This is a genomic window from Ruminococcus flavefaciens ATCC 19208 (assembly GCF_000518765.1).
In the GTDB taxonomy this organism is placed as follows: domain Bacteria; phylum Bacillota; class Clostridia; order Oscillospirales; family Ruminococcaceae; genus Ruminococcus; species Ruminococcus flavefaciens.
In genome coordinates this window covers 196,454-219,191 of record NZ_JAEF01000007.1, presented here as the reverse complement: position 1 = coordinate 219,191, position 22,738 = coordinate 196,454, and the positions used below count along the sequence as shown (strand labels likewise).

At 38.7% G+C, this 22,738-nt stretch carries 19 protein-coding genes; 12 read left to right on the top strand and 7 right to left on the bottom strand.

Annotated elements, in window-relative coordinates; genetic code table 11:
* Positions 1 to 338 precede the first annotated feature (338 nt).
* Together L870_RS0103170 and L870_RS0103165 are read left to right on the top strand one after the other, a co-directional pair.
* Complete coding sequence (locus L870_RS0103170) at positions 339 to 4,238, top strand: leucine-rich repeat protein (RefSeq protein ID WP_028516903.1); 3,900 nt, start codon at positions 339 to 341, stop codon at positions 4,236 to 4,238.
* Between the two features lie 509 nt (positions 4,239 to 4,747).
* Positions 4,748 to 5,275 carry a hypothetical protein gene (locus L870_RS0103165; RefSeq protein WP_028516902.1) on the top strand — a complete coding sequence of 176 codons (528 nt, stop codon included), beginning with the start codon at positions 4,748 to 4,750 and terminating at the stop codon, positions 5,273 to 5,275.
* A gap of 183 nt (positions 5,276 to 5,458) precedes the next feature.
* On the opposite strand, the gene L870_RS0103160 is transcribed toward L870_RS0103165, so the two are convergent.
* Both L870_RS0103160 and L870_RS0103155 read right to left on the bottom strand, forming a co-directional pair.
* The gene (locus L870_RS0103160) at positions 5,459 to 5,959 is read right to left on the bottom strand and encodes a relaxase/mobilization nuclease domain-containing protein (RefSeq protein WP_028516901.1); all 501 of its coding nucleotides are present in this window, start codon (positions 5,957 to 5,959) and stop codon (positions 5,459 to 5,461) included.
* The gene (locus tag L870_RS0103155; RefSeq protein ID WP_028516900.1) at positions 5,947 to 6,219 is read right to left on the bottom strand and encodes a plasmid mobilization protein; all 273 of its coding nucleotides are present in this window, start codon (positions 6,217 to 6,219) and stop codon (positions 5,947 to 5,949) included. The genes L870_RS0103160 and L870_RS0103155 overlap by 13 nt, the downstream gene beginning before the upstream one ends.
* A 262-nt stretch (positions 6,220 to 6,481) precedes the next feature.
* On the opposite strand from L870_RS0103155, the gene L870_RS0103150 reads away from it, so the two are divergent.
* From L870_RS0103150 to L870_RS0103125, 6 genes are all read left to right on the top strand, one after another.
* The gene (locus tag L870_RS0103150) at positions 6,482 to 6,802 is read left to right on the top strand and encodes a DUF960 domain-containing protein (protein WP_051411389.1); all 321 of its coding nucleotides are present in this window, start codon (positions 6,482 to 6,484) and stop codon (positions 6,800 to 6,802) included.
* Between the two features lie 157 nt (positions 6,803 to 6,959).
* Positions 6,960 to 8,075: an amidoligase family protein gene (locus tag L870_RS0103145; protein WP_028516898.1), complete on the top strand. Its 1,116-nt coding sequence runs from the start codon at positions 6,960 to 6,962 to the stop codon at positions 8,073 to 8,075.
* Positions 8,075 to 8,254, top strand: coding sequence for a hypothetical protein (locus L870_RS0103140; protein ID WP_028516897.1), 180 nt, complete (start codon positions 8,075 to 8,077; stop codon positions 8,252 to 8,254). Before L870_RS0103145 ends, L870_RS0103140 begins: the two co-directional genes overlap by 1 nt.
* 1 nt (position 8,255) lies before the next feature.
* On the top strand, positions 8,256 to 9,239 hold the full coding sequence (locus tag L870_RS0103135; protein ID WP_028516896.1) for a class II glutamine amidotransferase: 984 nt from the start codon (positions 8,256 to 8,258) through the stop codon (positions 9,237 to 9,239).
* A gap of 241 nt (positions 9,240 to 9,480) precedes the next feature.
* Positions 9,481 to 10,425 carry a reverse transcriptase domain-containing protein gene (locus tag L870_RS16445; protein ID WP_051411376.1) on the top strand — a complete coding sequence of 315 codons (945 nt, stop codon included), beginning with the start codon at positions 9,481 to 9,483 and terminating at the stop codon, positions 10,423 to 10,425.
* A gap of 181 nt (positions 10,426 to 10,606) precedes the next feature.
* Positions 10,607 to 11,173: a recombinase family protein gene (locus L870_RS0103125; protein WP_028516895.1), complete on the top strand. Its 567-nt coding sequence runs from the start codon at positions 10,607 to 10,609 to the stop codon at positions 11,171 to 11,173.
* A 223-nt stretch (positions 11,174 to 11,396) separates the two neighbouring features.
* On the opposite strand, the gene L870_RS0103120 is transcribed toward L870_RS0103125, so the two are convergent.
* The gene (locus L870_RS0103120; protein ID WP_028516894.1) at positions 11,397 to 12,389 is read right to left on the bottom strand and encodes a hypothetical protein; all 993 of its coding nucleotides are present in this window, start codon (positions 12,387 to 12,389) and stop codon (positions 11,397 to 11,399) included.
* A 320-nt stretch (positions 12,390 to 12,709) separates the two neighbouring features.
* Here L870_RS0103120 and L870_RS0103115 point away from each other — a divergent pair, with 320 nt between their 5' ends.
* The 4 genes from L870_RS0103115 to L870_RS18295 all read left to right on the top strand — a co-directional run bounded on the left by L870_RS0103115 (position 12,710) and on the right by L870_RS18295 (position 18,986).
* Complete coding sequence (locus L870_RS0103115; protein ID WP_028516893.1) at positions 12,710 to 15,805, top strand: helicase HerA domain-containing protein; 3,096 nt, start codon at positions 12,710 to 12,712, stop codon at positions 15,803 to 15,805.
* 132 nt (positions 15,806 to 15,937) lie between these two features.
* On the top strand, positions 15,938 to 16,096 hold the full coding sequence (locus L870_RS19190) for a hypothetical protein (protein WP_155250132.1): 159 nt from the start codon (positions 15,938 to 15,940) through the stop codon (positions 16,094 to 16,096).
* Positions 16,097 to 16,204: 108 nt separating this feature from the next.
* Positions 16,205 to 17,896, top strand: a complete 1,692-nt coding sequence (locus tag L870_RS0103105; RefSeq protein ID WP_028516892.1) for a recombinase family protein — start codon at positions 16,205 to 16,207, stop codon at positions 17,894 to 17,896.
* Between the two features lie 259 nt (positions 17,897 to 18,155).
* Positions 18,156 to 18,986 carry a poly(ethylene terephthalate) hydrolase family protein gene (locus tag L870_RS18295; RefSeq protein ID WP_028516891.1) on the top strand — a complete coding sequence of 277 codons (831 nt, stop codon included), beginning with the start codon at positions 18,156 to 18,158 and terminating at the stop codon, positions 18,984 to 18,986.
* A gap of 60 nt (positions 18,987 to 19,046) precedes the next feature.
* On the opposite strand, the gene L870_RS0103095 is transcribed toward L870_RS18295, so the two are convergent.
* From L870_RS0103095 to L870_RS0103080, 4 genes are all read right to left on the bottom strand, one after another.
* Entirely contained in the window at positions 19,047 to 19,628 is a 582-nt protein-coding gene (locus L870_RS0103095) for a helix-turn-helix domain-containing protein (RefSeq protein WP_028516890.1), read from the bottom strand.
* Positions 19,629 to 19,844: 216 nt separating this feature from the next.
* Complete coding sequence (locus L870_RS0103090) at positions 19,845 to 20,717, bottom strand: DegV family protein (RefSeq protein ID WP_028516889.1); 873 nt, start codon at positions 20,715 to 20,717, stop codon at positions 19,845 to 19,847.
* 14 nt (positions 20,718 to 20,731) lie between these two features.
* Complete coding sequence (gene trmL / locus L870_RS0103085) at positions 20,732 to 21,229, bottom strand: tRNA (uridine(34)/cytosine(34)/5-carboxymethylaminomethyluridine(34)-2'-O)-methyltransferase TrmL (protein WP_028516888.1); 498 nt, start codon at positions 21,227 to 21,229, stop codon at positions 20,732 to 20,734.
* A gap of 17 nt (positions 21,230 to 21,246) precedes the next feature.
* Positions 21,247 to 22,647, bottom strand: a complete 1,401-nt coding sequence (locus tag L870_RS0103080) for a lectin like domain-containing protein (RefSeq protein ID WP_028516887.1) — start codon at positions 22,645 to 22,647, stop codon at positions 21,247 to 21,249.
* Positions 22,648 to 22,738: the final 91 nt, after the last annotated feature.

The following is a 22,738-nucleotide window of genomic DNA, read 5'->3' as shown; positions in this document are numbered from 1 at the left end:
TTTATGCTAAATTAAAGAGCATTTTACAGCATAAGAAATATATCTTTCCGGGGCTGATGCCCCGGATTTTTAATATGTTTATTTGTCGGTTTTTAGTTTCTGGATATAGGTTTTCCGATAAGTATAAAAAGCCTATAATTTGACAAATTATAGCCTTTTATACATGTCATAATGTACAACTGCAGCACTGTCTGATTGTACAATACTACAAATATCTATTTATGGCGTTTTATTCATAGAATATTCTTGAAGTAATATTGCAAAAATGATACAATTAGTATATAAAGCAATCTAAACTTCTTCTTTTTGTAGTTCATGAATCAACAGGAGGTAATATAATGAAAAAAAATAAAATGTTCTCGGTTTTTACATCGATAATCATGTTTATAAGTTTATTAACTATATTTCCACCCAAGATGGTTTCTTTATCTGCTAGCATAGATGTTACAGACAATGCTGAATTTGTGTATCGTGTATACGATAATTATGTTGAAGCAATTGGTTATAGCGAAAAAGTTGCTACAGCTATGATGCGAGGTTCTGAATTTAAAGGATTGGAATCGTATGTAAATAATAAGCCTGTTAAGTACATTTCAGGTGCTGCATTAAAAGGTGCTCCTATAACTAAATTGATTATTCCTGATACTGTTATTGAAATAAAAACTAATTCAGTATTAGGTGGAGCGTTGCAAGATACCAATATTGAAACCGTTTCTATTCCCAAAAATGTTAAAAAATTAGGTTCTAATTCTTTTAAAAATTGTTCTAAGCTTAAATCAATATATTTTTATAACCCGGATTGCCAGATATATGGTGATTCAGACACTATTTGTAATTCTTCGGGTATTTTTACAGGAACAATTTATGGTTATAAAGGTTCAACAGCAGAAGAGTATGCTGCAGAATGTGGTTACAAATTTTCCCCAATTGATGGACAAGGAACTTCCAATTCACAAACAACCACACCCCCTCCTAAAACAACAACAACTACTACAACAATTAAATTATCTGAAAGTGGAACATTAAAAAATGATTTAAAGTATCAAATTGATGATTTTGGAACTTTGACCATAAGTGGGAACGGTAAGCTGGATGTATCTGATAATAAGAATTGTCCTTGGTATAATAAAAAAGCCAAAATCCAAAAAATAATAATAATGGAAGGTATAGAAGAAATAGGAGATTTTTCTTTTTACTGTTATTCAAATGTTACATCAGTAATTATTTCAAGTTCACTTAAAAGTATTGGCAAATATGCATTTGCCAGCTGTGATAGTCTTATATCAGTTTCTCTTCCGGATGGAATACAAAATATTGGATATTGCGCTTTTTTCTCTTGCACAAATCTCATTCAAATTAATATTCCTTCATCTATAACTATAATAAATGCTTCAGCGTTTAGATTATGTAAATCCCTATCATCAATCAGTATTCCAGATTCTGTAACAGAAATAGGGAGTGGTGCTTTTGCAAATTGTATTAATTTAACATCAGTTAATCTTCCAAATTTGCTTACAGGTATTGAAAATAATATATTTTACAATTGTACTAATTTAAAAAGTATTAATATACCATCTAATGTTTCTTTTATTAATTCGGAAGCATTTTATAATTGTATCAATATAAAATCTATTGACATACCTTATAATGTTAAAAAGTTAGGTATTCTTGCATTGAATAGTGCCACGAATTTTGATTCTATTACAATAAGAAATCCTAACTGTGAAATTTATGATTCAGAAACAACAATAAGTAGCCATTTTATAAAGGGACTACGTGGTTCAACGGCCGAAGAATATGCCAAAAAATATAATCGTTCATTTGAAGCTATAGACTCTCAAACCACCACCACAACAACTACTAAAAATATCACTACCACTACTACATTTTGTACTTCGACTAGAACTACATTGACAACAACAAAAGGAATTACAAGTACCTCGCAACGTTCTGTAACCACAGGCAAATGTGGAGAGAATATATCATTTAAACTTGATATTGATGGAACATTATATTTTAATGGTGTAGGGGGATTAAAAAAAGAAGTATATAATTCATGGGGATTTGATTATGAAATAAAAAAGGTTGTTATTTCAGATGGCATTACCAGCATTGATGACTATGCATTTTGGGAGTGTAAAAATCTACAATCAATTTTAATTCCTGATTCTGTTACAGAAATAGGCGAATTTGCATTTCACCAATGTGAAAGTTTAAAATCAATTGTATTACCTAATTCCCTTACAAAAATTAGTTATGGTTTATTTAACGAGTGTAGAAATCTTCTATCAATAGAATTACCAAATTCTATTAAAGAAATTGAACCAGTAGCATTTCGGGATTGTGATAATCTCCAATCTATTGTAATACCAAATTCCGTTAACATAATTGAAGATGAGGCATTTTTTAGATGTAAAAATCTTAATATGATTACTATTAATAATCCCAAATGCACAATAAATAATACCGCTTTAAAATATAATTCAAATACAGTTATATGTGGTTACGCCAATTCAACAGCAGAAGAATTTGCTAATAGGAATGGCAATGATTTCGTAATTATTAGTTCATTGGAAAGCACTAATATCACAACATCCATTACCACAAAGCAATCAACTTTTACTTCAGTTACTAATTACACAACTACTATTACAACTCCCCAAAAAATGGTTGAAGTAACTGGTAAATGCGGTGAAAACATTACTTTTACTTTATATTCAAATGGCGTTTTGTCTTTCGATGGAGAAGGGAATTTGAATTTTAACAGCATGCTTTGGAAAGAATCGGGTAAGGTAAATCGGATTGAAATATCAAATGGAATTACAAGTATTGGTAATAACTTCAGTTACTGTCAAAATTTGTCTTCCGTAAAAATATCCAATACTGTTATAAAAATTGATGCAGGTGCGTTTGCAAATTGCAAAAAATTGGAATCAATTGAGATTCCCGATTCTGTAAGTGAGATTAGTGACAGAGCTTTTGAAGGGTGCACAATGCTTGAATCAATTATAATACCTAATTCTGTAACAACAATTGGTTCAAAGGCATTTAATTCTACAAAATGGTTCATAGAAAAGGAAAAAGAAAATCCGTTAGTAATAATAAATGGAATACTTATTTCTGGTATTAAATGCTCCGGAGATATACAGATTCCTGAATCTGTTACTGAAATAGGCGTAGATGCTTTTCTTTATAATGGACCTGATGGTAATACGCAACTTAAATCAATTAAGATTCCAAATTCTGTAACAAAAATTCATGAAAATGCCTTCTCTCATTGTACAAATCTAAAATCAATAGAAATTCCTGATTCTGTTACAGAAATCGGTAAAAATGCATTTGCTGGTTGTAGAGAATTAGAGTATGTTAAACTATCAAATTCAATTAGGAAAATCGAAGCTGACACTTTCATTTATTGCGATAATATAAAATCGATTGACATACCAAATTCAGTTACTATTATTGAAAGAGGTGCGTTTGATGGGTGTTACGAGCTGACAAATGTCATTTTCCATGATTATATTCCAAGTCTCGGATCTTGTGCATTTCGTTCTACCAAATGGCTTGAAAGCTTAAAAAAAGCTTATGGAATGGTTGTATTAAACGATACTTTGATTGACGGTACCGCTTGCAAAGGAGATATTGTAGTTCCAAATACAGTAAAAAGTATCGGTGAAGGTTCATTTATATTCTGTGAAGAGCTTGATTCAATAATCATTCCAGAAAATGTTACAAGCATTAAAGCCTGGGCATTCTCTTGTTGTAGTAATCTAAATTCAATAACAATAAAAAATCCTAGATGCAAAATAGAAGATCTCGCAACTGACACAAAAGTCAAAATATACGGTTATAACGAATCAACAGCAAAAGAATATGCTGATAAAAATGGCTTAGAATTTGTATCCATAGGCACATTAACAACAACTTCATCGCAAACAACTAATCAAACAACGACAACAACACTTCAAAGCAGTCAAATTGAGTATAATCTGGGAGATGTAAATGACGATGGTCAAATAAACGCTGTAGATGCATCATCAGTACTTGCATATTATGCCATGATATCCACGAATAAAGATGGAGGATACAACGAAGCTCAGAAATTATCAGCCGATGTAAATAACGATGGGCAGGTAAATGCGGTTGATGCTTCAAATATAATGGCCTATTACGCTTATCTATCTACTACTAAAGAGAATATCATATCTTTAGCAGAATATATAAATAAAAGAAAGTGAAAGAAAAAATAACTGATAATTCTATGTTGAAGGCTCGCCGCTTGGCGAGCCTTTGTGTTATTTATTGTATTTTTATAATTCAATTGTATACGTACTTTCGTACCATTTTTTTAGACGTTTTACATAATTACAATTATTTTTACTGAATTTGATTAATAATAAAAATAAGTGTATTATTATTGACAAATGGCTTGATAAGTGATATTATACTTATATAAGTTATAAGTGTAGCTATAATATGAAACATGATTCTTTATGTTTTGATATTATAGCATGTTGCCAGCCTAAAGTGAATTAATTAGGAGCAAACTAATTAAAGATTGATAAGACAAAATCATTTATTCTAATGAATTAATGATTTTATTATCATTTTTAATTTGGTTGCTCCTTTTTTGTTTTATTTCTTGCTTTAGGATGTGAAATTGGAGGTATTATAATGAAATGTAGAGATCCATCGTTTTTTAACATATATCTCTTATCTTTTAGATTATACAACAGGAGGTGAAGAAATGAATATTGAAGAAATAATAATAAGAAATTACGAGATAATTGCTGATGCAATCGTTGATCATTACGACAAATATGCTCACAGTTCGTATTATTGTGAGCTTTTACTCTTTGTTGATGAGGCAGAAAAAGTTTCATTTAAAAGCGAATTTGGCTGTAGTAGAAATAAAATCGTTTTTGATAATTACTATGTCATTTTTGGATGTGGCGGATATCAACGTGGGGCGTGGGCAATAATTGGCAATGCTCTTACATTGTTAAAATCAGAAGGAATGTATGATGTTCTTGAGGAGATTGCAGTAAAGAAAAACATCGATATTAATTATGTTACAGAAATAGATGCTGAAGCTTATATTGAGGAAGTATATCCTCGATTGCTTGAAGCATGGTTAGAAGAAACTCATGAGCGTAATTACGATGATGAGTATTGCTATGCAGAAAATTGCATCAACGAGTTTCTTGAGAAACTTGAAGAACTTGATGAATTTGAAGAACTTGATGAACTTGATGAAGATATATATTACGAATAAACGCTATTGTTTTCTCAATCAGTTGGTCGCAGCAGCAGTATCTTTCACGATAATTGCATTCGCATTGTCTGTAAACAGCATCAAACAGCCAGCCTCCCATTACGGGAGGCACTTTTTTATAAGTATGGCTGCTTGATATTTCTACTCTTTGTTTTGGCTATAGTTCAAATTGTAATTTAAATATCAGATGTCATCTGATGATGTAAGATCTGCAAAGAAATAAAGAGTTTTCATGTGTGTACGACTCTCAATCCAGTCACAGAAATACGCCATATTCGGACGAGAAGTGTTATATAACAATCCAGTTTTAAAACTCACTGGATTTAAAATCAGATGAATATGATAAAAAGATCTTTCTGTCGCTTTATAGTGAATCACCCAGATGACCTGATATTCATCCTTGAAGTAGAAGGCAATATAGTAAGCCAGTTCAATAGCCTTTTCCAGAGTCTTTACCTCTTTTGGAAAAGAGACTATCAGGTGTACCAAGGGATTATCCGCTGTTCTGTGAAAATAATGCTTCACGTAATCGAATTGGGACTGTGTTGTTTCCGCATCATGTGTAGATACACCAAATCCATTCATGTGTTTAGCTTTGTCTGGATTATAAATATACTCCAGACTCATGCGGAGGTAATCCGAAGCTACTCCGTAAGTGTCTCTCTTTAATTTCACCAGGACCATATCTTTTTACCCTCCTCGTGTATGTACTCAGCCGCAGCACGATCGTATTGTGATACGATACTACAAGCCTCGTTTATGATGGTTTGTATCTTAGCCTTGATCTCGGGAGTAAGTTTATCATCGTTGTGTACAGCACAGTCTACCATATAGGGACTGATTTTCATACCCTTAAGTCTTGCCTTTCTTTCGATGATGGAATAATCTTCATCTGTCATCGTTATTGATGTCTTCTTGTTCTTGAGATCATAATCAGCTCTCATTTTTATTTCCTCCATAATAATTATTAAAAAGGAACTATTATGACACCTATCTGATCCTATTTACTTAGTAATATATAATATTAGATAATATATATTGCAGGCGTCGCTTCGCTCCTTTTATACTTATGTAGTATTTTTTGACTATAATTTATATTTTTATTACATTTTTCTCCTCCGAAGTAACAATATATGTCTCAAAAATCAGTTTTTTCTCCTATTTTTCGCTGCTTATAAATATACATTGTTAATTTGGTCATTAAAAATGTATGGCCAAATTTTGCGAAAGGAGAATACAAACGTGTTTAACAACAATCGATTTTTGACATGTGGAGTTGATAGTACGATTCCATTGGAATTGCAACTGTTCATGTGGAATTGCGTTGACCAGTTATCTGAACCAATGGACTACCTTCAGGTGTTTGACCTGAAGCCAGCTGGGTGTATGCAGTCAATAACGCACAGCTCAGAAGAGCCTGCATATCGCAAATCGTACCTGCTCCAGTCTGATAATCCTATTACTGAAAAACTATACATCATCAACGATGGCGACTACTCAACCATGCTGCTTGCCTCGGAATACTGAAACTACACTGCCGCTCCTTCGGGAGCGGCCTTTATGTTATATCTGTTTTTCTGGTAGGTGAGGATTGCTGTCATCATTATTGGCAACGACAAATGAAAACATCAACAATGAAGCCGTCCTTAGGGACGGCTATTTTACGTTATTTACGGAGGTAAAAATGGAAAATAATAACATTGAAAACAGAATGATCTGTTCACACTGTGGGGCTATCATTGCGGAAGATGACGATTTTGAGACTATAAACGGGCAAATTGTCTGCTCTGACTGTGTGGAACGTGACACTACTACCTGCGACAGATGTGGAGCTGTAATTTGGATCGATGACAGCTATGGCGATGATGATACAACGCTCTGTAGCCATTGCTATCACAATCACTATACACGCTGTAGCTGCTGCGATGTGCTGTTGCATGAGGATGATGCCTACAACATCGATGGTGATAGTTACTGCTCGGAGTGCTATCACGATGAGGTAGACAAAAACAGAAGTATCCACGACTATGGATACAAACCTGAGCCTATATTTTATGGAGGCGATTCAACCCGATATTTCGGCGTTGAGCTTGAAATTGACGGAGCTGGCAAGGATTGTGATAATGCTGATGAGATACTTGCTATCGCAAACAAAGGCGAAGAAAAAATTTATATAAAAGGTGACGGCAGTCTCGATGACGGACTTGAAATCGTAAGCCACCCAATGAGCCTTGAATATCATAAGCAGTTTCAGTGGGAAGAGATAATGAAAAAGGCTATATATCTTGGATATCGCTCGCATCAGACAAGTACCTGCGGACTACACATTCACGTCAACAGGGATTCCCTTGGTGACAGCAGAGAGGAGCAGGATGAAGTTATTGCAAGGATACTGTACTTCGTTGAACACCACTGGAACGAGATGCTGAAGTTCAGTCGGCGCAGTGAGTACAGTATGAACCGATGGGCGGCCAGATATGGCTACGAAAAGACAGGTCGTGAGATTCTCGATAAGGCTAAGAAAGGAAACAACGGCAGATATGCAGCTGTGAACCTCATGAACTACACAACTTTAGAATTCCGCCTGTTCCGCGGCACTCTCAAGCATAACACGCTCATTGCTGCATTAGAACTTGTAAATGATATCTGCGATCTCGCTATCTCTCTTACTGATGAGGGCATTGCCAATCAGTCATGGTCAGAGTTCGTAGATACGATAAATGAACCTGAGCTTATACAGTACCTGAAAGAACGCAGGCTCTACATAAATGAAGAAATCGAAATACAGGAGGAAGTATAATGAAACCTATAGAAATAATAAAAAAGATACCAACAGGAGAACCTGCTGGAGAAATTATAAAACTGGTAGCCCTGTTCACTGCCACCTTATTACTTGATAAGGTCGGGGAGATACTTGAGGATTCCCTTACCCAGAAAAGCACACCGACTATAGACGTAAAATTTGAGGGGGTAGAGTGAGATGTGTTCACTGTTTGGATGGCTCGATTACCAGGGCATTATCCCGCTTAAAGTCCTTCGTAAACTGACACAGTCTCTTGCTGTAGCTGCAGAAGAAAGAGGCACCGATGCATCGGGGATATCATACGTCAGAGCCAATGAGGTAGTTATATATAAGCGTCCCAAACCAGCTCACAAACTTCATTTCGCTCCACCGGAAGGCACTGCCGCTGTCATGGGACACACAAGGCTCGCTACACAGGGGAATGAGAAGCACAACCAAAATAATCACCCGTTTCTTGGGACTGCAGGCGATATTTCGTGGAGTTTGGCGCACAACGGAATTATCTATAATGATAAAGAACTTAGGAAAGAAAAGCAGCTTCCTATCACAAGTATAGAGACTGATTCCTATGTAGCGGTACAGCTTATCGAGTCGCAGCACAAGCTGAACTTTGATTCACTCAGATATATGTCGGAGCAGGTGCAAGGCAGCTTCACTTTTAGCCTTCTTGATAAAAATAACAACCTGTATCTTGTGAAAGGCTCCAACCCGTTATGCCTGCTCCACTTTGAGTCTCTTGGTCTTTACGTATACGCCAGCACTGAGAGCATAATGAAAAATGCTCTGAAACGTGTCGGCTTACATAAATTTGCTTCTGAACGTATCGAAGCTGACGAAGGTGACATCATAAAGATTGACAGCTACGGCAATATTACACGCTCGCAATTTACTCCTGCTCCTACATATTCTCATTTTTCACGTTGCAAATGGTGGTATGGTGATTACGAGGACTATTTCACAACATATGAGGAAACTCTCGTCGAGATGGCTCATTTGTTTGGCGCAGACGAGAATGATGTCATAATGCTGCTGGATTATGGCTATAGCGCGGACGAGGTGGCTGATCTTTTAATGGATACTGGTACGTTCCAGGAGGCTGTCAGGGATGTAAAGTTTATGACTGGTGAAAGCTTATATGAGGAGTATTGCGGTGTGTTTTGATAGTATTTAGTACTTGCTATATAGGTTCTTCTATGGTATAATTATCCAAACAGCCGTTGACAGTGAATTTGCCAAGCAAAACTGCGGCGAGTCGCCGCGGCATTTTTTAGGAATAAGAACATAAGCAAAAGTTTCTCCGCCGAATAAAATATTAACGGTGTTAATTTAAATTCGGCTCCGAAACATTTGAATGCTTTGTGTCAACGGCTGTTCTATTTCATTTAAAAGGGAGGCTTATATAGTGTACAATGATATTCCTTATATTGCAGAAACTCTTAGAGTTCCTGTTGGAAAACTCTATATGCTCAGCAATAACTATAAGCCTCGAAAAAAACGCAAAGGAAGTATTTATGAAAACTATCATACAGTAGTAATACATCACGGACGCGGACATAAGAATCGTACTCTCAATGTACCAAACGCATTCCTTAAACTAGTTCAGCGCAGGTTACTTGACAATTTCTTGTATCAGCTCAAAGTGTCTGAATACTCAACAGCGTACTGCAAAGGGAATTCTCTTCTTGATAATGCTGCTCCACATGTTGGAAAAGAATGCGTTCTGAAGCTCGATATATCTCATTTCTTTGATAGTATTGACGATGATAAAGTATTATTTGTAATGAAAAGACTTGGGGTGTCAATTACTGCAACAGTATTGTTTACGCACCTATGTACATATAAAGGGAAGCTACCACAGGGGGCTCCTACTTCTCCATATATTGCAAATCTTGTAATGAAGCAGTTTGACGAAAAGTTAGGACATTGGTGCAGTGAGTATAATATAACCTATACACGCTATTGTGACGATATGACATTCTCAGGTTATAAGGCTGATATTCATAGTGCCAAAGTCGTTGGAAAAGTTAAGCGTATGCTGTATCATATGGGATTTACGCTCAATGATAAGAAAACCGTATTTATCAACTCATCGCAGCAGCAGAGAGTTACGGGCATAGTTGTCAATGAAAAGCCAACGCTGTCCCGAAGTCAGAAACGAACTCTGCGTCAGGAAGTCTACTACTGTCAGAAGTACGGAGCTGCTGAGAGTATCAACCGCAAAGGACTTGATATATCTCCCGACAAATATCTGCACTCGCTCCTTGGACGTATAGCGTTTGCTCTACAAATTGAGCCGGATAACTCCGAGATGAGAGAATACTTTGAAACTGTTAAAAACTTGATATGAAACCAAAGCCGCCAGTAATGGCGGCTGTTTTATTATGCGAAAACAAAATAAGGTGTGTCAAAAAGTATAGGTTTTGATACACTCAAAAACCAGCTGAAAATCAGTTCCAAAAGTAGGTATTCTGACTTTTGAGACGTTCCGAATGTCACCACCACCTTTGGAAACAGTAAGGAGATGAATAATGGGAAAAATAGGATACATCCGTGTCTCGACTGAGCATCAGGAAACCGCCCGTCAGGAAGCTTTGATGAAGCAGTATCAGGTTGAGCGTGTTTTCGCTGAGAAGATGTCAGGTAAGAACGCTGACCGTCCTGAGTTGAAGGCTATGCTTGAATATGTCCGCGAGGGAGACACGCTCTATATTGAGAGCATCAGCAGGCTTGGTCGTTCTACCCGAGATCTGCTCAACATTGTAGATGTACTTCAACGGAAGAAGGTTACTCTTGTAAGCAGCAAGGAGAACATCGATACCAACACACCGCAGGGGCGATTCGTCTTATCTATATTCGCGGCGCTCTCGGAGCTTGAACGTGAGCAGACTCTACAACGTCAACGTGAGGGCATTGCTATTGCGAAGTCACATGGTAAGTATAAAGGCAGACAACCTCTACCTATAGACTGGATAAAATTCGGTCAACTGTACGAGCAGTGGAAATCTGGCGCTATAACGGCGGTATGGTTTCAGAAAGAAATGGGCCTGCGTGCCAACACATTTTACCGCAGGCTCAAAGAGTACGAAAGAAAGTAAATATAAATGAGACAGAGCCGGGACAGGTCCCGGCTCCAATCGTATTTCAATAGGGTGTCATTTTTATTTGCAATATTGCAAAAGCGCAAAAACCATTTCTGTGAAACAGATTTTGCGTATGTCATTAGACCATGGGCTAATGACATACAATTTATATGCCTTGAAATTGTTTTGTACAGACTCAGAAAAATGTTAACAAAAAAAGCGGTAAAAAAGGTATGTATTATTTTCTTAATTGCCGTATCGCAAATGATAAAAACTTCAAGTCATTTTTTAAAGCTAAATGTGTACTGCTAGGAATTCCATAAAGAAAATGTTCCAATGTGATTGAGGTAGAAGTGTTTACCGTATCACTTAAAGGGGAATACGTGTGCATCTCGTTGTAATACTTTAATCTGCTTGATATTTTATGAAGATTATTATAATGCTCCTTAGATTTCTCGTATATCTCGTCAGGAATACAACTCCTAATACGACGGATCATTTCCTCTTCAGATAAGCCATATAAATGAGATAGCTTCTTGCTCTCTATGTATTGATATAAATCAAGGTCCTCTATTTCTGTCAGATATATATACATTTTCCTGGCTATCGCTTCAATTTCCTCAAGTTCGTTTTCTGAGAAACTGGGTGAAGGAGGCTCCAATTGAGAGTACCAGTTTTCCATTAAGACTTCTTCCAATACTGTGCCTTTTTTAAGTGTATTCTCCTTTTTTATGACGCCGGCTGCATCAGATACGATATTAACAGAGGATAAGGCTTCGTTTTTGCTGCCTGCCGCTTTAAGTATAATAGTTTTTAGCTCATCTGCTAATCTATCAACTATTTTATCGTTAGCTTCATCAGCTAATATATCTTTAAAGCTGTCTTTCAATTTATTTGCTTCCTCATATTTAAACTGTAAGTTGTTGAAGCAGCCTTTGAATTTTTCTGTATCCAAATAATGCTCTATACTTTGGGCTAATTTATTAATATTATCACCAACGATTTGCTTATTAGCACCTTTCCCTTCTGTTTTTCCGTAGTAATAGCTCTTTAGCGTGGACTCAGATACCTTGTCATTAAAGATATCGTTGACTATCTTCACTCCTTTGTAGCCTTTTTCAGAAGAAGGTTCTACGATGACCATTTTTAGAATATGGAGGACATATTTAGGGATAGCTCTTCCATCTCCAATTATCGGACGAAGTCTTTGAATAAAATCGGCAAAATACATAAGGAAACCACCTCAAAACAAAATGTAATTGACAGGATTTACTGTCATTCGCTATTTATCGCTATCTGACTGAAAAAGACTTAGACAAGGGTTGTAAAAGGCTTTATAATAAAATCAAGAGCTGAAGTGCAGTTAACAACAGCTGCACCGATGGCTAAAAAAGCTTTCTCTTTATAAAAATATAGGTGAATTGAAAATAGTATTTTCAAAAAGCACACAAAATAGTGCGTTTTGGAGAAATATTAATTTCAAAGGAGCTCCATCACCTATAATTTTATAAAAACAGAACAGTTTTAATACATTATAAAGGAAAGATCAATATGGATAATTTTAACTTAAATGGAATTACAGGTATTCCTCAGTTTTCGCAGCAAGAAGATTTTCGGTCTTCTTATGTACAGAATATGGCATCAAGTGTAGCTTCCGCACAAACCATCAATAACGGAATGGGAAGCTATGACATGTATTCATATTCGAAGCCTATGATAACAGGTATCGGAAATCAAAGTATTCCTATTCCGAATATGAATGCAGGTATAAATCAAACGTGCACACCTCTTGCTTCAGCAGCAAACAATGCACAGAATTATCATCAGCCTCAATCTGTGAGGGCAGGAGATTTTGGTATCAGTCGACGCCATCTGCCTACTCCAGGAACTATGCCAGACTTGACTCATGAAAGAGCCACTTTCAAACTTGATCCTACGACCAGTAGGTATGCGAAAGAAGTATCAAACAGTAAGGGCAAGGTGAAAGTTCAGGAATTGACAGAAGGGTTCATGATCCCACGTTTCAGCAAAGTGCTGTCGGAAGATATGGAGCTCCGTTTTGTTATTATCGAATACATCACTAATGGCAGGCAGTATTCTTGCATCATGGGAAAAGATGATTATCTTCACGAGCGATATCACCGTTGTCTTAATAAAATCGTGAGATATCCGAGCTGCACAAAACACCTGTTCAATGAACTTGTTCGCTTTGCGATTAATCAGGCTCAGACGCAAGAGATCATTCTGTACTCGCGTCCAGGCTGGCATGAATTTCCTAACGGAGAGGTTCTCTACGCTTACGAGCCGAAGGATAGCTATATACCTCATAAGCTGCTATCGAAAGGCGTAAAGCTTTACAAGCTCATTATTCCAATGCACTCTCCTGATATGATAATATCAAACTTTAAGAAGGCAGTGCAGTGCGATGACCGTTTGACATTTTGTGGAATGTATCGTTGCAGCAGCAAGCTGAAGTACTTCATTTCACAGGCTGGTGTACACAATGGCAAGATACCGATTATATCGCCATCAGCTGATTGTACGGAAGAAGCTTTGACAGCATTTTGTGCAACTCGTGATATTGCCGAAGTCCCATTAACAAATCTGGTCGACGGCGAAAAAGCTGTCATCGAGGAGCAAGGATATAACTGTGATGGGGTTTCACTTTACGTGGATCATTCCTTTGCCGACGAGGGAAAAAAGGTCATAGAGGCTCTTAAAGCGATAATAAGAGCAACTGAAAAAGATGATCGTAGCCTTTCGGTAGTGATCTCACAAAATGCAGCGTTAACTGCAATGAAGCTTGCTCCGAATGTGTTCTTAGCGATAGATAGCACTGGCATAACGGTTGAACAAACTCCGGGGGAACTGCAAGTAATCCTCGCCGAGATGGACTCATTGATAGTTACAACAGCGCAAAATCACGCAAATGAAGTCAAGAGGCTTTTCATTGAAAAAGCACCTGCTTTTCGTGAAATCTTATCAAAAGATGTTCAGGGAGAAGCACTTGAAACTATGGTGATGATCTGTCTTACTGGACTTTTCTTTCATTACTTTTTAAGCTTCGATTTTATGAATAATGAAACGGCGAAACGACTGTTGCCTATTGTAAATGCTCAGCCGCATACTATTATGAGTTCAGACGAAATAATTGTATGTGAACTTGCAGCTGTTCTAAGTGAGCTTATCAGGACTAAAAAATACGTAGTGATACGTAAAAAGAATAATATGAAGTTCACAGATGATGGAAGAACTCTAATCCTTGACGGAAATCGTCTGTATCTGAGTTTCGCTGTACTTGAAGATATCATGGGTTATATGCAGAAAACACACAATTTTGAAGCTGTTATCAAAGCTTTAAAGCGATTGGGATATCTGGAGTGCAAAGACTTCGATACTCACCCAATTGAATTGTATGATGCTGATGGACAGCATCAACGCCTTTACCTGTATGATGTTTTGGCTGATATTCTTGATGCAGATGTTGTATATCAGTTATATAATCCTGAAATTGTTGCGTTTCTGCATACAGTTGATGAGTTTCCAAAGGCAGGTTTCATACCGTTAATCACAGACGGAAATGGGCATATGGCAGGCAGACTGGTTGATTTCAATGCTGCCGAGAACGACAGTATTGCTATTTATGGTCAAGCCGGCGAGGGAAAGAGCTATACCAAGCATCAAATAATGGCAAGCCGTTTTGCTCAGGACTATGACATTTTAGTGTTCGACACCAGTACTTCAGATACATATGAAGCATTATGCACGAACCTATCAAAGGAATTTGTTGACGAGAATGTTGTATTTCACAAGCTTGATGATGGTGAACTTAACGTCGATATTTTCAACATTGATCGAACAGCGAGCCTTCCTTCCCAGAAGAAGGAATTGCTTGGCGTTATCACAGCTGGTATCGGAGAGTTGTCTGTTCCGCAGACTAACTTACTGCGCTCGGCAATATCAGATTTGCTTGAAGTTTCGGACAAAAATCAGCCAATATCATCTGATGATCTTCTGGAACTTCTGGATGATGATGGTATGACATGCGAGAGCCTTTGCAGCCGTCTTAAGCCATTCTTTGAGGATATCAAGGAGTACAAGCTCAACAATGGAACCTGGAAAGATATTTTCAGCGGTGAACGAAAAATCCATGTTGTTCAGATAAACGAGAAATACTCAAGCAACGGAAATCAGATCATTGATGCCCTGCTTGCAGGCCTTTTCAACTTCAAGCAGGGTAATCCCCAGCGCCCTTTATCTGTCGTCGTTGACGAGATTCAGAATCATAACATGTCAGTTTCTAGCCCAATACGTAAGATATTGAAGGAAGGCAGAAAGCACCGTCTCTCTATCATTGCTTCTACACAGGACTTCTACGCTAGAAGCACAGAAATAGGCTCTGCCCTCGGAAAGGCTGGTATGCAGATACATCATCGTCCTACTCAGGACAGTGCTAATCTGGTCGCTACTGAGCTTCGTTGGAAGAAAGCTGATATGGTACGCTTCGATTCAATGAACCGCGGTGATGTCATAATCAAAGGTGCTCTTTATAATAAAGAGCAGAAACGTAACGTTCAAACTACGATCAGTGGCCATATTATTGATTTTCGCGCTGAAGAGCAAGATGACTCTCAAAATAACAATTGATTTTATATAGCACCCTTAGGGCGCTACCTATACATTATAATTATATCTTTTTGGTACTAATGTGTCAATAGAGAAAATAGCGGTATATTTACCGTTGATAAGAAGCATAATTATGATAAAGGAGGGGGAAACATGAAAAAGTCAGAATCGCCGGAGTTGGCACTGAAAAAACAAACTCTGGTCGCATGGGCACAAATTTTATATAAAAACGGATGGATCGACCATACCCGACTGGGGAAAATGATCGAGCTGATTGAGAACCTTGAAAAAGGCAAAAGATATGTGCAGTAAAGCTTGTTTGTCTGCCGCTATAGCGGCAGACATTTTTTTCACTTGACAATTAATTTTGGTATGATATAATTATTGTGATGATACCATACCTAAAAAGGAGGAGTATCGATGGATATTTATAGTATCGCTAATCAGATGAAAATGGAGCGTAAGACCATTTTTGATGTTCAAATGCGTGTAACGTTCTATGCTCGTGTCTCTACCACAAAGGAGGAGCAGGAAAACTCCGTGGAGAATCAGATCGCGTTTTTTACGGATATGATTAAGAATAATCCGAACTGGGAGTACGTTGAAGGCTATGTCGACCGAATACGCGGTGAAGCAGCGGAGAACCGTACTAATTTCATGCGTATGGTCGAAGATGGCAAGGCGGGGAGGTTCGATCTTATCCTTACGAAGGAAGTCAGCAGGTTCGCCAGAAATACTATAGACAGTCTGACATATACCCGTGATCTGCTCAGATCAGGTGTTGGCGTTTTCTTCCAGAATGATAACATCTGCACAATAGATACGGACAGCGAGCTTCGACTCACTATCATGTCGAGCATCGCTGCCGATGAAGTTAGAAAGCTCTCCGAGCGTGTGCGCTGGGGACACAAACGCGCTATTGAAAGCGGTAATGTAATGGGAAACAGCCGTATCTTCGGGTACGATAAACAGGATTGCAGACTTGTTATAAACGAAGCTGAAGCCGAGATGGTAAGGCTGATATATGAGCTTTATTCAACAGGGGAATACAGCTCTCGTAAAGTCGAGAACCTTCTCTGGGAAAAAGGCTATCGCAACAGAAACGGCTCGCGCATTCATCACAACACTATCAACGGTATTATTCAGAATCCCAAGTATAAAGGGTATTATTGCGGCAACAAGGTCAAGATTGTCGATTATCGCACCCGTGAGCAGAGATTTTTACCAGAGGAAGAATGGGTACTCTATAAAGACGAAACCGGAGAGGTAGTTCCTGCAATCGTCAGCGAGGAGATATGGGAAAGAGCAAATGCAATTTTTCATGAACGCAGTACAGCTATCAAGTCTAGAGGTCGCTCATTCAAGGACAAGAGTGTGTTTACAGGTGTCATATGGTGTAAAGCACATGATAAACCGTATTGGCGTACCAGTTATTCCAACAGTGTATCTCAAGGTAAGCCCATATATCAGTGGATTTGCAGTGAAAAGAAGCGTTTCGGGGCTAAGAGCTGTGCATCTTTTTCTATTATGGAGGAAGATCTCTATAAAATGCTGTCAGAGCATTTCCAGACCATTGCAGGTAATATTGATGAGTATGTTACAGATTTTATGCGGATATACCGTGAAAGTGGTCGTGATACTGGTTTACAAAGTCAGATAAATCATCTAACATCAAGTTTGACAAAAGAAAAAGCCAAGCGCGAAAAGCTGCTTGACCTGTATACTGATAATATTATTTCTCGTGATGAGTTTCGTGAGCGTAATGACAGTGTCAATGTTCTTATCTCTCAGCTTGAGGAGGATATTCATGTATTGGAACTCAAGGCGCAGGCAAAAGATGATTACGCAAATGAAATGGAAAAGATAGAGAATTACTTCCGTACTATGTACACACCTGGACATCAGATGTCACATGATGAAGTTGATGAAATGACAAAGGCTATTATTGACAGGATAGATGTTGTACCTATTAACAGGGAATCAATGAAGCTTGAAGTAAAGCTGAAAACAAAAATAGCTGCGGAAATTTCATATATCAGAAACGATGGACGCTGTGTTCGGCGTTCTGGACATATCAGCAAGAAGATGATCGACGCTTACAAGATGCAGTAACTCTTGAAAGCGCTGACAATTTTTTTCACGTTTGAATAGCGGAATGAGCTGCTTGCTGAATGTAAGCAGCTTTTTTCGTAATTATTTATGGCATTAAAGAACCGTATATCAATAAAAATACGGACTTAGTATAAAAATATCAATAAAAAGCAGCAAAACTATTGACAAACAGCAGGGGTATATGATATAATAATACATATATATGTTAACATTATATATCACAAAAATTATCACTAAAAAACAAAATGGAGGTCATACCATGAAAAGAAGAATCGCATCTATAATGGCAGCAGCAATTATGGCAACATCAGCTTTAGCAGCAAATGTCAGCACAGCTAATGCAGCATATAAGCCTATTTCGATTACAAGCGTAAGCAGCACTGTAAACTTAGCAAAATTTGATGACGGTCTGCTGATCGATCACGTTGTATATTATCCTAAGGATATGACTACATCTAACAAGAAGTATCCTGTAGTTGTATGGGGAAATGGTACATTTGCCACTTGGAGATCTTATACTGAGCTTCTCAGCAAGATTGCAGAAGGCGGATATATCGTAGTAGCAAATACTGACCGTTACTGCGGAACAGGTGTAACAGAGTCTGCATCAGTTGACTTTATCATCAAAGAAGGCAAAGATAGTAATAGTATGTTCTACAATAAGGTAGATGCAGAGCACGTTGGTGCAGGCGGACATTCTCAGGGCGGAATGAGCGCAGTTAATGCTTCAAGACAGAATACAGCTATAGACTGTGTATTTGATGTACAGGGGTGTCAGTTCCAGTCTGAAGCAAGCCAGCTGAAGGTGCCGACTTTCTTTGTAACTGCTACACAGGATGATATCGTATCATCTTCATGGGTAAAGAATTCTTACAATGCTTGCAATACTTCTTGTGTATATGCAAGTGTAAAGAACGGTAAGCATTTAGACCCATGCGATAATCATGCACCTGCAGTTTTCGCTGAATATGCTGTTAAGTGGTTCGATGCATTCCTTAAGAACGACAAGAATGCAAAGGCTGCTTTCCTCAAGGGCGGCAAGCTTTCAAAGGACAGCAGATGGGTTGATTATGCTTCAAAGAATTTCTGATTCGGAATACTGAACTGAAATAGTTACGGCTCCTGTGAGATCACAGGAGCCGTTATTTTTTTATTTATACATAAAATACCCGATGGCAGCGCATACTGTAAGTGCTATTAATGCGGATATAACGCCGTACATGAGCTTTATAGCGGTTCTGTTGGCAGTTTTCAGCCGGTCGGCTGAGATCTCGTCAAGAGGCTTGCCCTCCATGAATGCGGCAATTTCTTTATATGTCTGGATATTGTTTGCCTTTTTCATTTTCTCGACCCTGAATGCTATAAAAATAGCAACTGCGGCGATAGCTCCCCATATAACTCCGCCTATCCAGCCCAGATACTTTATCAGCGGAAGCGGCGATACTACCATGATTATATACATTGCCGCAAGAAGCCATGACATGGAATTGAATTTTTTTACTTCATCTTTGTTGATCTCGTTTTTCATAGTTTCAACATCTCCTTTAACTAATTCGTCAAGAGATATATTGAAAAGCTTGCCGAGAATGAGAAGGCTGTGGATATCGGGATAGCTCTTGTCATTTTCCCAGTTTGAAATAGTCTGGCGGCTGACATAAGCTTTCTCTGCCAGCATCTCCTGTGACCATTTTAATTTGTTTCTGTGTTTTTTGATCTGATTTCCGATTTCCATTTTTTCCTCCTTCGGAACTTTTCGCTTGACTGATACCAGTATATCAGTCCGCAGAAAAAATTGCTACCAATCTGTTTTTACAAGTGCTGAAAAATTGAAAAAAGACGTTTACAAACGGGCGAAAAACGATGTAAAAAGTCTTTGACATAGCGAAATACAGCCAAATTCTGATAATCAAAAAAGACGGAGCAAATGCCCTGTCTTTTCTGAATAATATTACTTGTTCTTTCTCCTTACGACTACAGCAACAAGCTCGGGACCGATATTTGCTGATACGACTGCACCGATGTTGCCGAACATCTCAGCCTTTTTACCTGTCTTTTTAGCGATCTCCTTCTCGACTTCCTTTGCGAGAGTATCGTCCTTGCCGTGTACCATAATGTACGGTGTCTGAGGAGTCATATTCTTCTCAACTATTTCCGCAAGCTTTGGAACGATATTCTTTTCGCCTCTTATCTTGTCAACGGTAGTTGTCGTGCCGTCAGCAAAGAGTATTACAGGCTTGAGTCCGAGAAGCTCTCCCGCAAAAGCCTTTGCAGCGGAGATGCGTCCCGACTTCTTAGCGTACTTGAGGGTGTATGGCACTGCATATATACCGCTTACATTGAACCAGTCCTCAAGGTAAGCGATTATTTCTTCCACATCTGCACCGCGGCGTATCTTCTTTGCAGCTTCCATTACGGGATAGCCGTAGTAAAGAGTATAGCACTTTGAGTCGATGTTGAAGATCTTGATCTTGCCCTGTGCATCGGGATTGTTTTCGAAAAAGTCGCTTTTGGCTATCAATGAATTGTTATATGTACCTGAGCCCTGAGAGTTTATGGAAACACTGATAACATCAGTATATCCCTGCTCATAAAGCTCATTGTATGTTTCTTCAAATGTCAGGGGAGATATCTGAGAGTGCTTTGGTATCTCATCGGTACTCTCCATAAGCTCGTACACTTCCTGTGTTGATTTATCATATATCTCTCTGAAGCTTTCACCGCCTAAGGTAAGGGTGAATGGAATTACTTTTATTCCCAGTTCATCTATTGTCTCCTTTGGAAGGTCACAGCATGAATCGGTAAGTAATGCTATCTTTGACATTTTTGTATCTCCTTTTACCATTGGTATTTTGTCAGTTTCCCCTCGCGGGAAAGGTCGGGATAATCCCATTGTCTCAGTACCTCATACACAGCTATTGCCACTGAATTCGAGAGATTGAGACTGCGCAGTTCATTGCGCATAGGTATTCTTACACAGCTTTCGGGATTTTCGTGAAGAAGCTCTTCCGGGAGCCCCTTGTCCTCACGTCCGAAAACAAGATATGCATTGTCGGGATATTCCGCTTCGCTGTGGACATGAAGTCCCTTTGTAGTGAAGTAGAAGAAGTGACCGCCCTTGTTCTTCACGAAGAAATCCTCCAAGCTGTCGTAATATGTGATGTCAAGCTTGTCCCAGTAGTCAAGCCCCGCACGTTTCAGGTGCTTGTCGCTTACCTCGAAGCCGAGGGGGCGGACAAGATGCAGTCTTGCTCCCGTAACGGCGCAGGTTCGGGAGATATTTCCCGTATTCTGCGGTATCTGAGGTTCTACAAGGACGATATTAAGGTTTTGCATAGATCTCCTTTAATGTATCAATAAGTGTAAAGCGCCTTTATACAGAAATTATTAGGCGTAAAGTCGATACCGAGGGTTTCCTTGATGTTGCCGTCGTTCATATCTTTAAGGTCCTTGATATAATCATAGGTATGATCTACAGCAGGTGCTTCTTCGCCTTCGGGTACCTCTACGGCGTGGAATATAGAAGCCTTGTTTTTCCAGTCGCCGAGGAATATGTATGACTGTCCGCTGTCGCAGGCAGTTACGTAATCGGCTCTTTCATAGTCAATGTTCTGACCTTCAACAGGCGCACCCTTAGTATAGGTGATGACTATGGCATAGTCGCCGACGCTTACAGGATTATCCAGCTCAACAGTCTGATAGCCGTGGAAGGCGAGAGTAGCGTCCTGAGCGTATAGCAGGGTCTTGAAGCTGCTGTCGTATACTTCGATCTTTATGCTTTGTTCCTCGTCGAAGTCATTGTAAGTTCCAACAGCGGCAAGCTTTCCGGCAGCGTGGAAAACATTGGCGACGGTTGTTTCTTCGCCTCTGCTTATGTATTTATCCTGCTCATTTCCGGCGTCATGGCTTAAAACATTGGAATACTTATCTGTAGCTGTAAAGCTTATGATGTCAGTCAGTGGAGTATCATACGAAACATAGTAATATGAACCGAGAATACCCTCAGCGCTGTTATAGGTTATCCATGCGCCGTTCTGTGAAGCTTCCTCGTTGAAGTAATTTTTCGGGAAGCTGTCGTCCCAGCCGATAATGGTGATAGCGTGGTCGGCAATACTGCTCTTTGCGTCGTTCATGGTGTAGTAATCGCCGTACCAGTCCTTTTTATCGCTGTTGTCAGGGACAGCTGCATAGACTCCGCCTCTTGAACGGATAGCGTCCTTTAAGGCATCTCTGCCCTTGTCCGTAAGTATCTTTGCGCTGTCAAGAGTAACACCGTTCAAGCCGCGTGAAACAGTTTCTGTTACCATCCAGCCCCAGCCGCCCATTTCTTTGTTTGAGGCGTCGATCTTTTTTATGAATCCGTCTGATTTGTTGGTATCCCATACAGTATTGACGATAGCCATAGGGTCAACAGTTATACTGTTGCCTGTTTTCAGGAAATGGCTTGTCTCCATAGAAGCTGCGGCAGCATAAGCCCAGCAGGTATCACCTTCCTGAACCTTTTTTCTGAATTCGGGCTCTTCGTTCAGGAGATTGAAATATCCCTCTTCACCGTGAACGTAATTATAGGTGAAAATATCGGGGTCTGCCTTGACTTTTTCTTTGGTTGTGGTCTGGACTGATGTACCAGTCGTAGTTACTTCTGTTGGCCGTGTTGTGGCAGTCTCTGATGACTGGCTGCTTTGTCTGAAAGAACAGCTGTACATTGATATTAGACCTGTTATCATGACCAAAGTGATAAGTAATTTTTTCATATGGACCTCCTTTTTAAAAAACAGAATAGATCAATCATTTTTTCAGATAATACTATTGTCCGCTTTGCGGATAATAAAAATACGGAGTTTA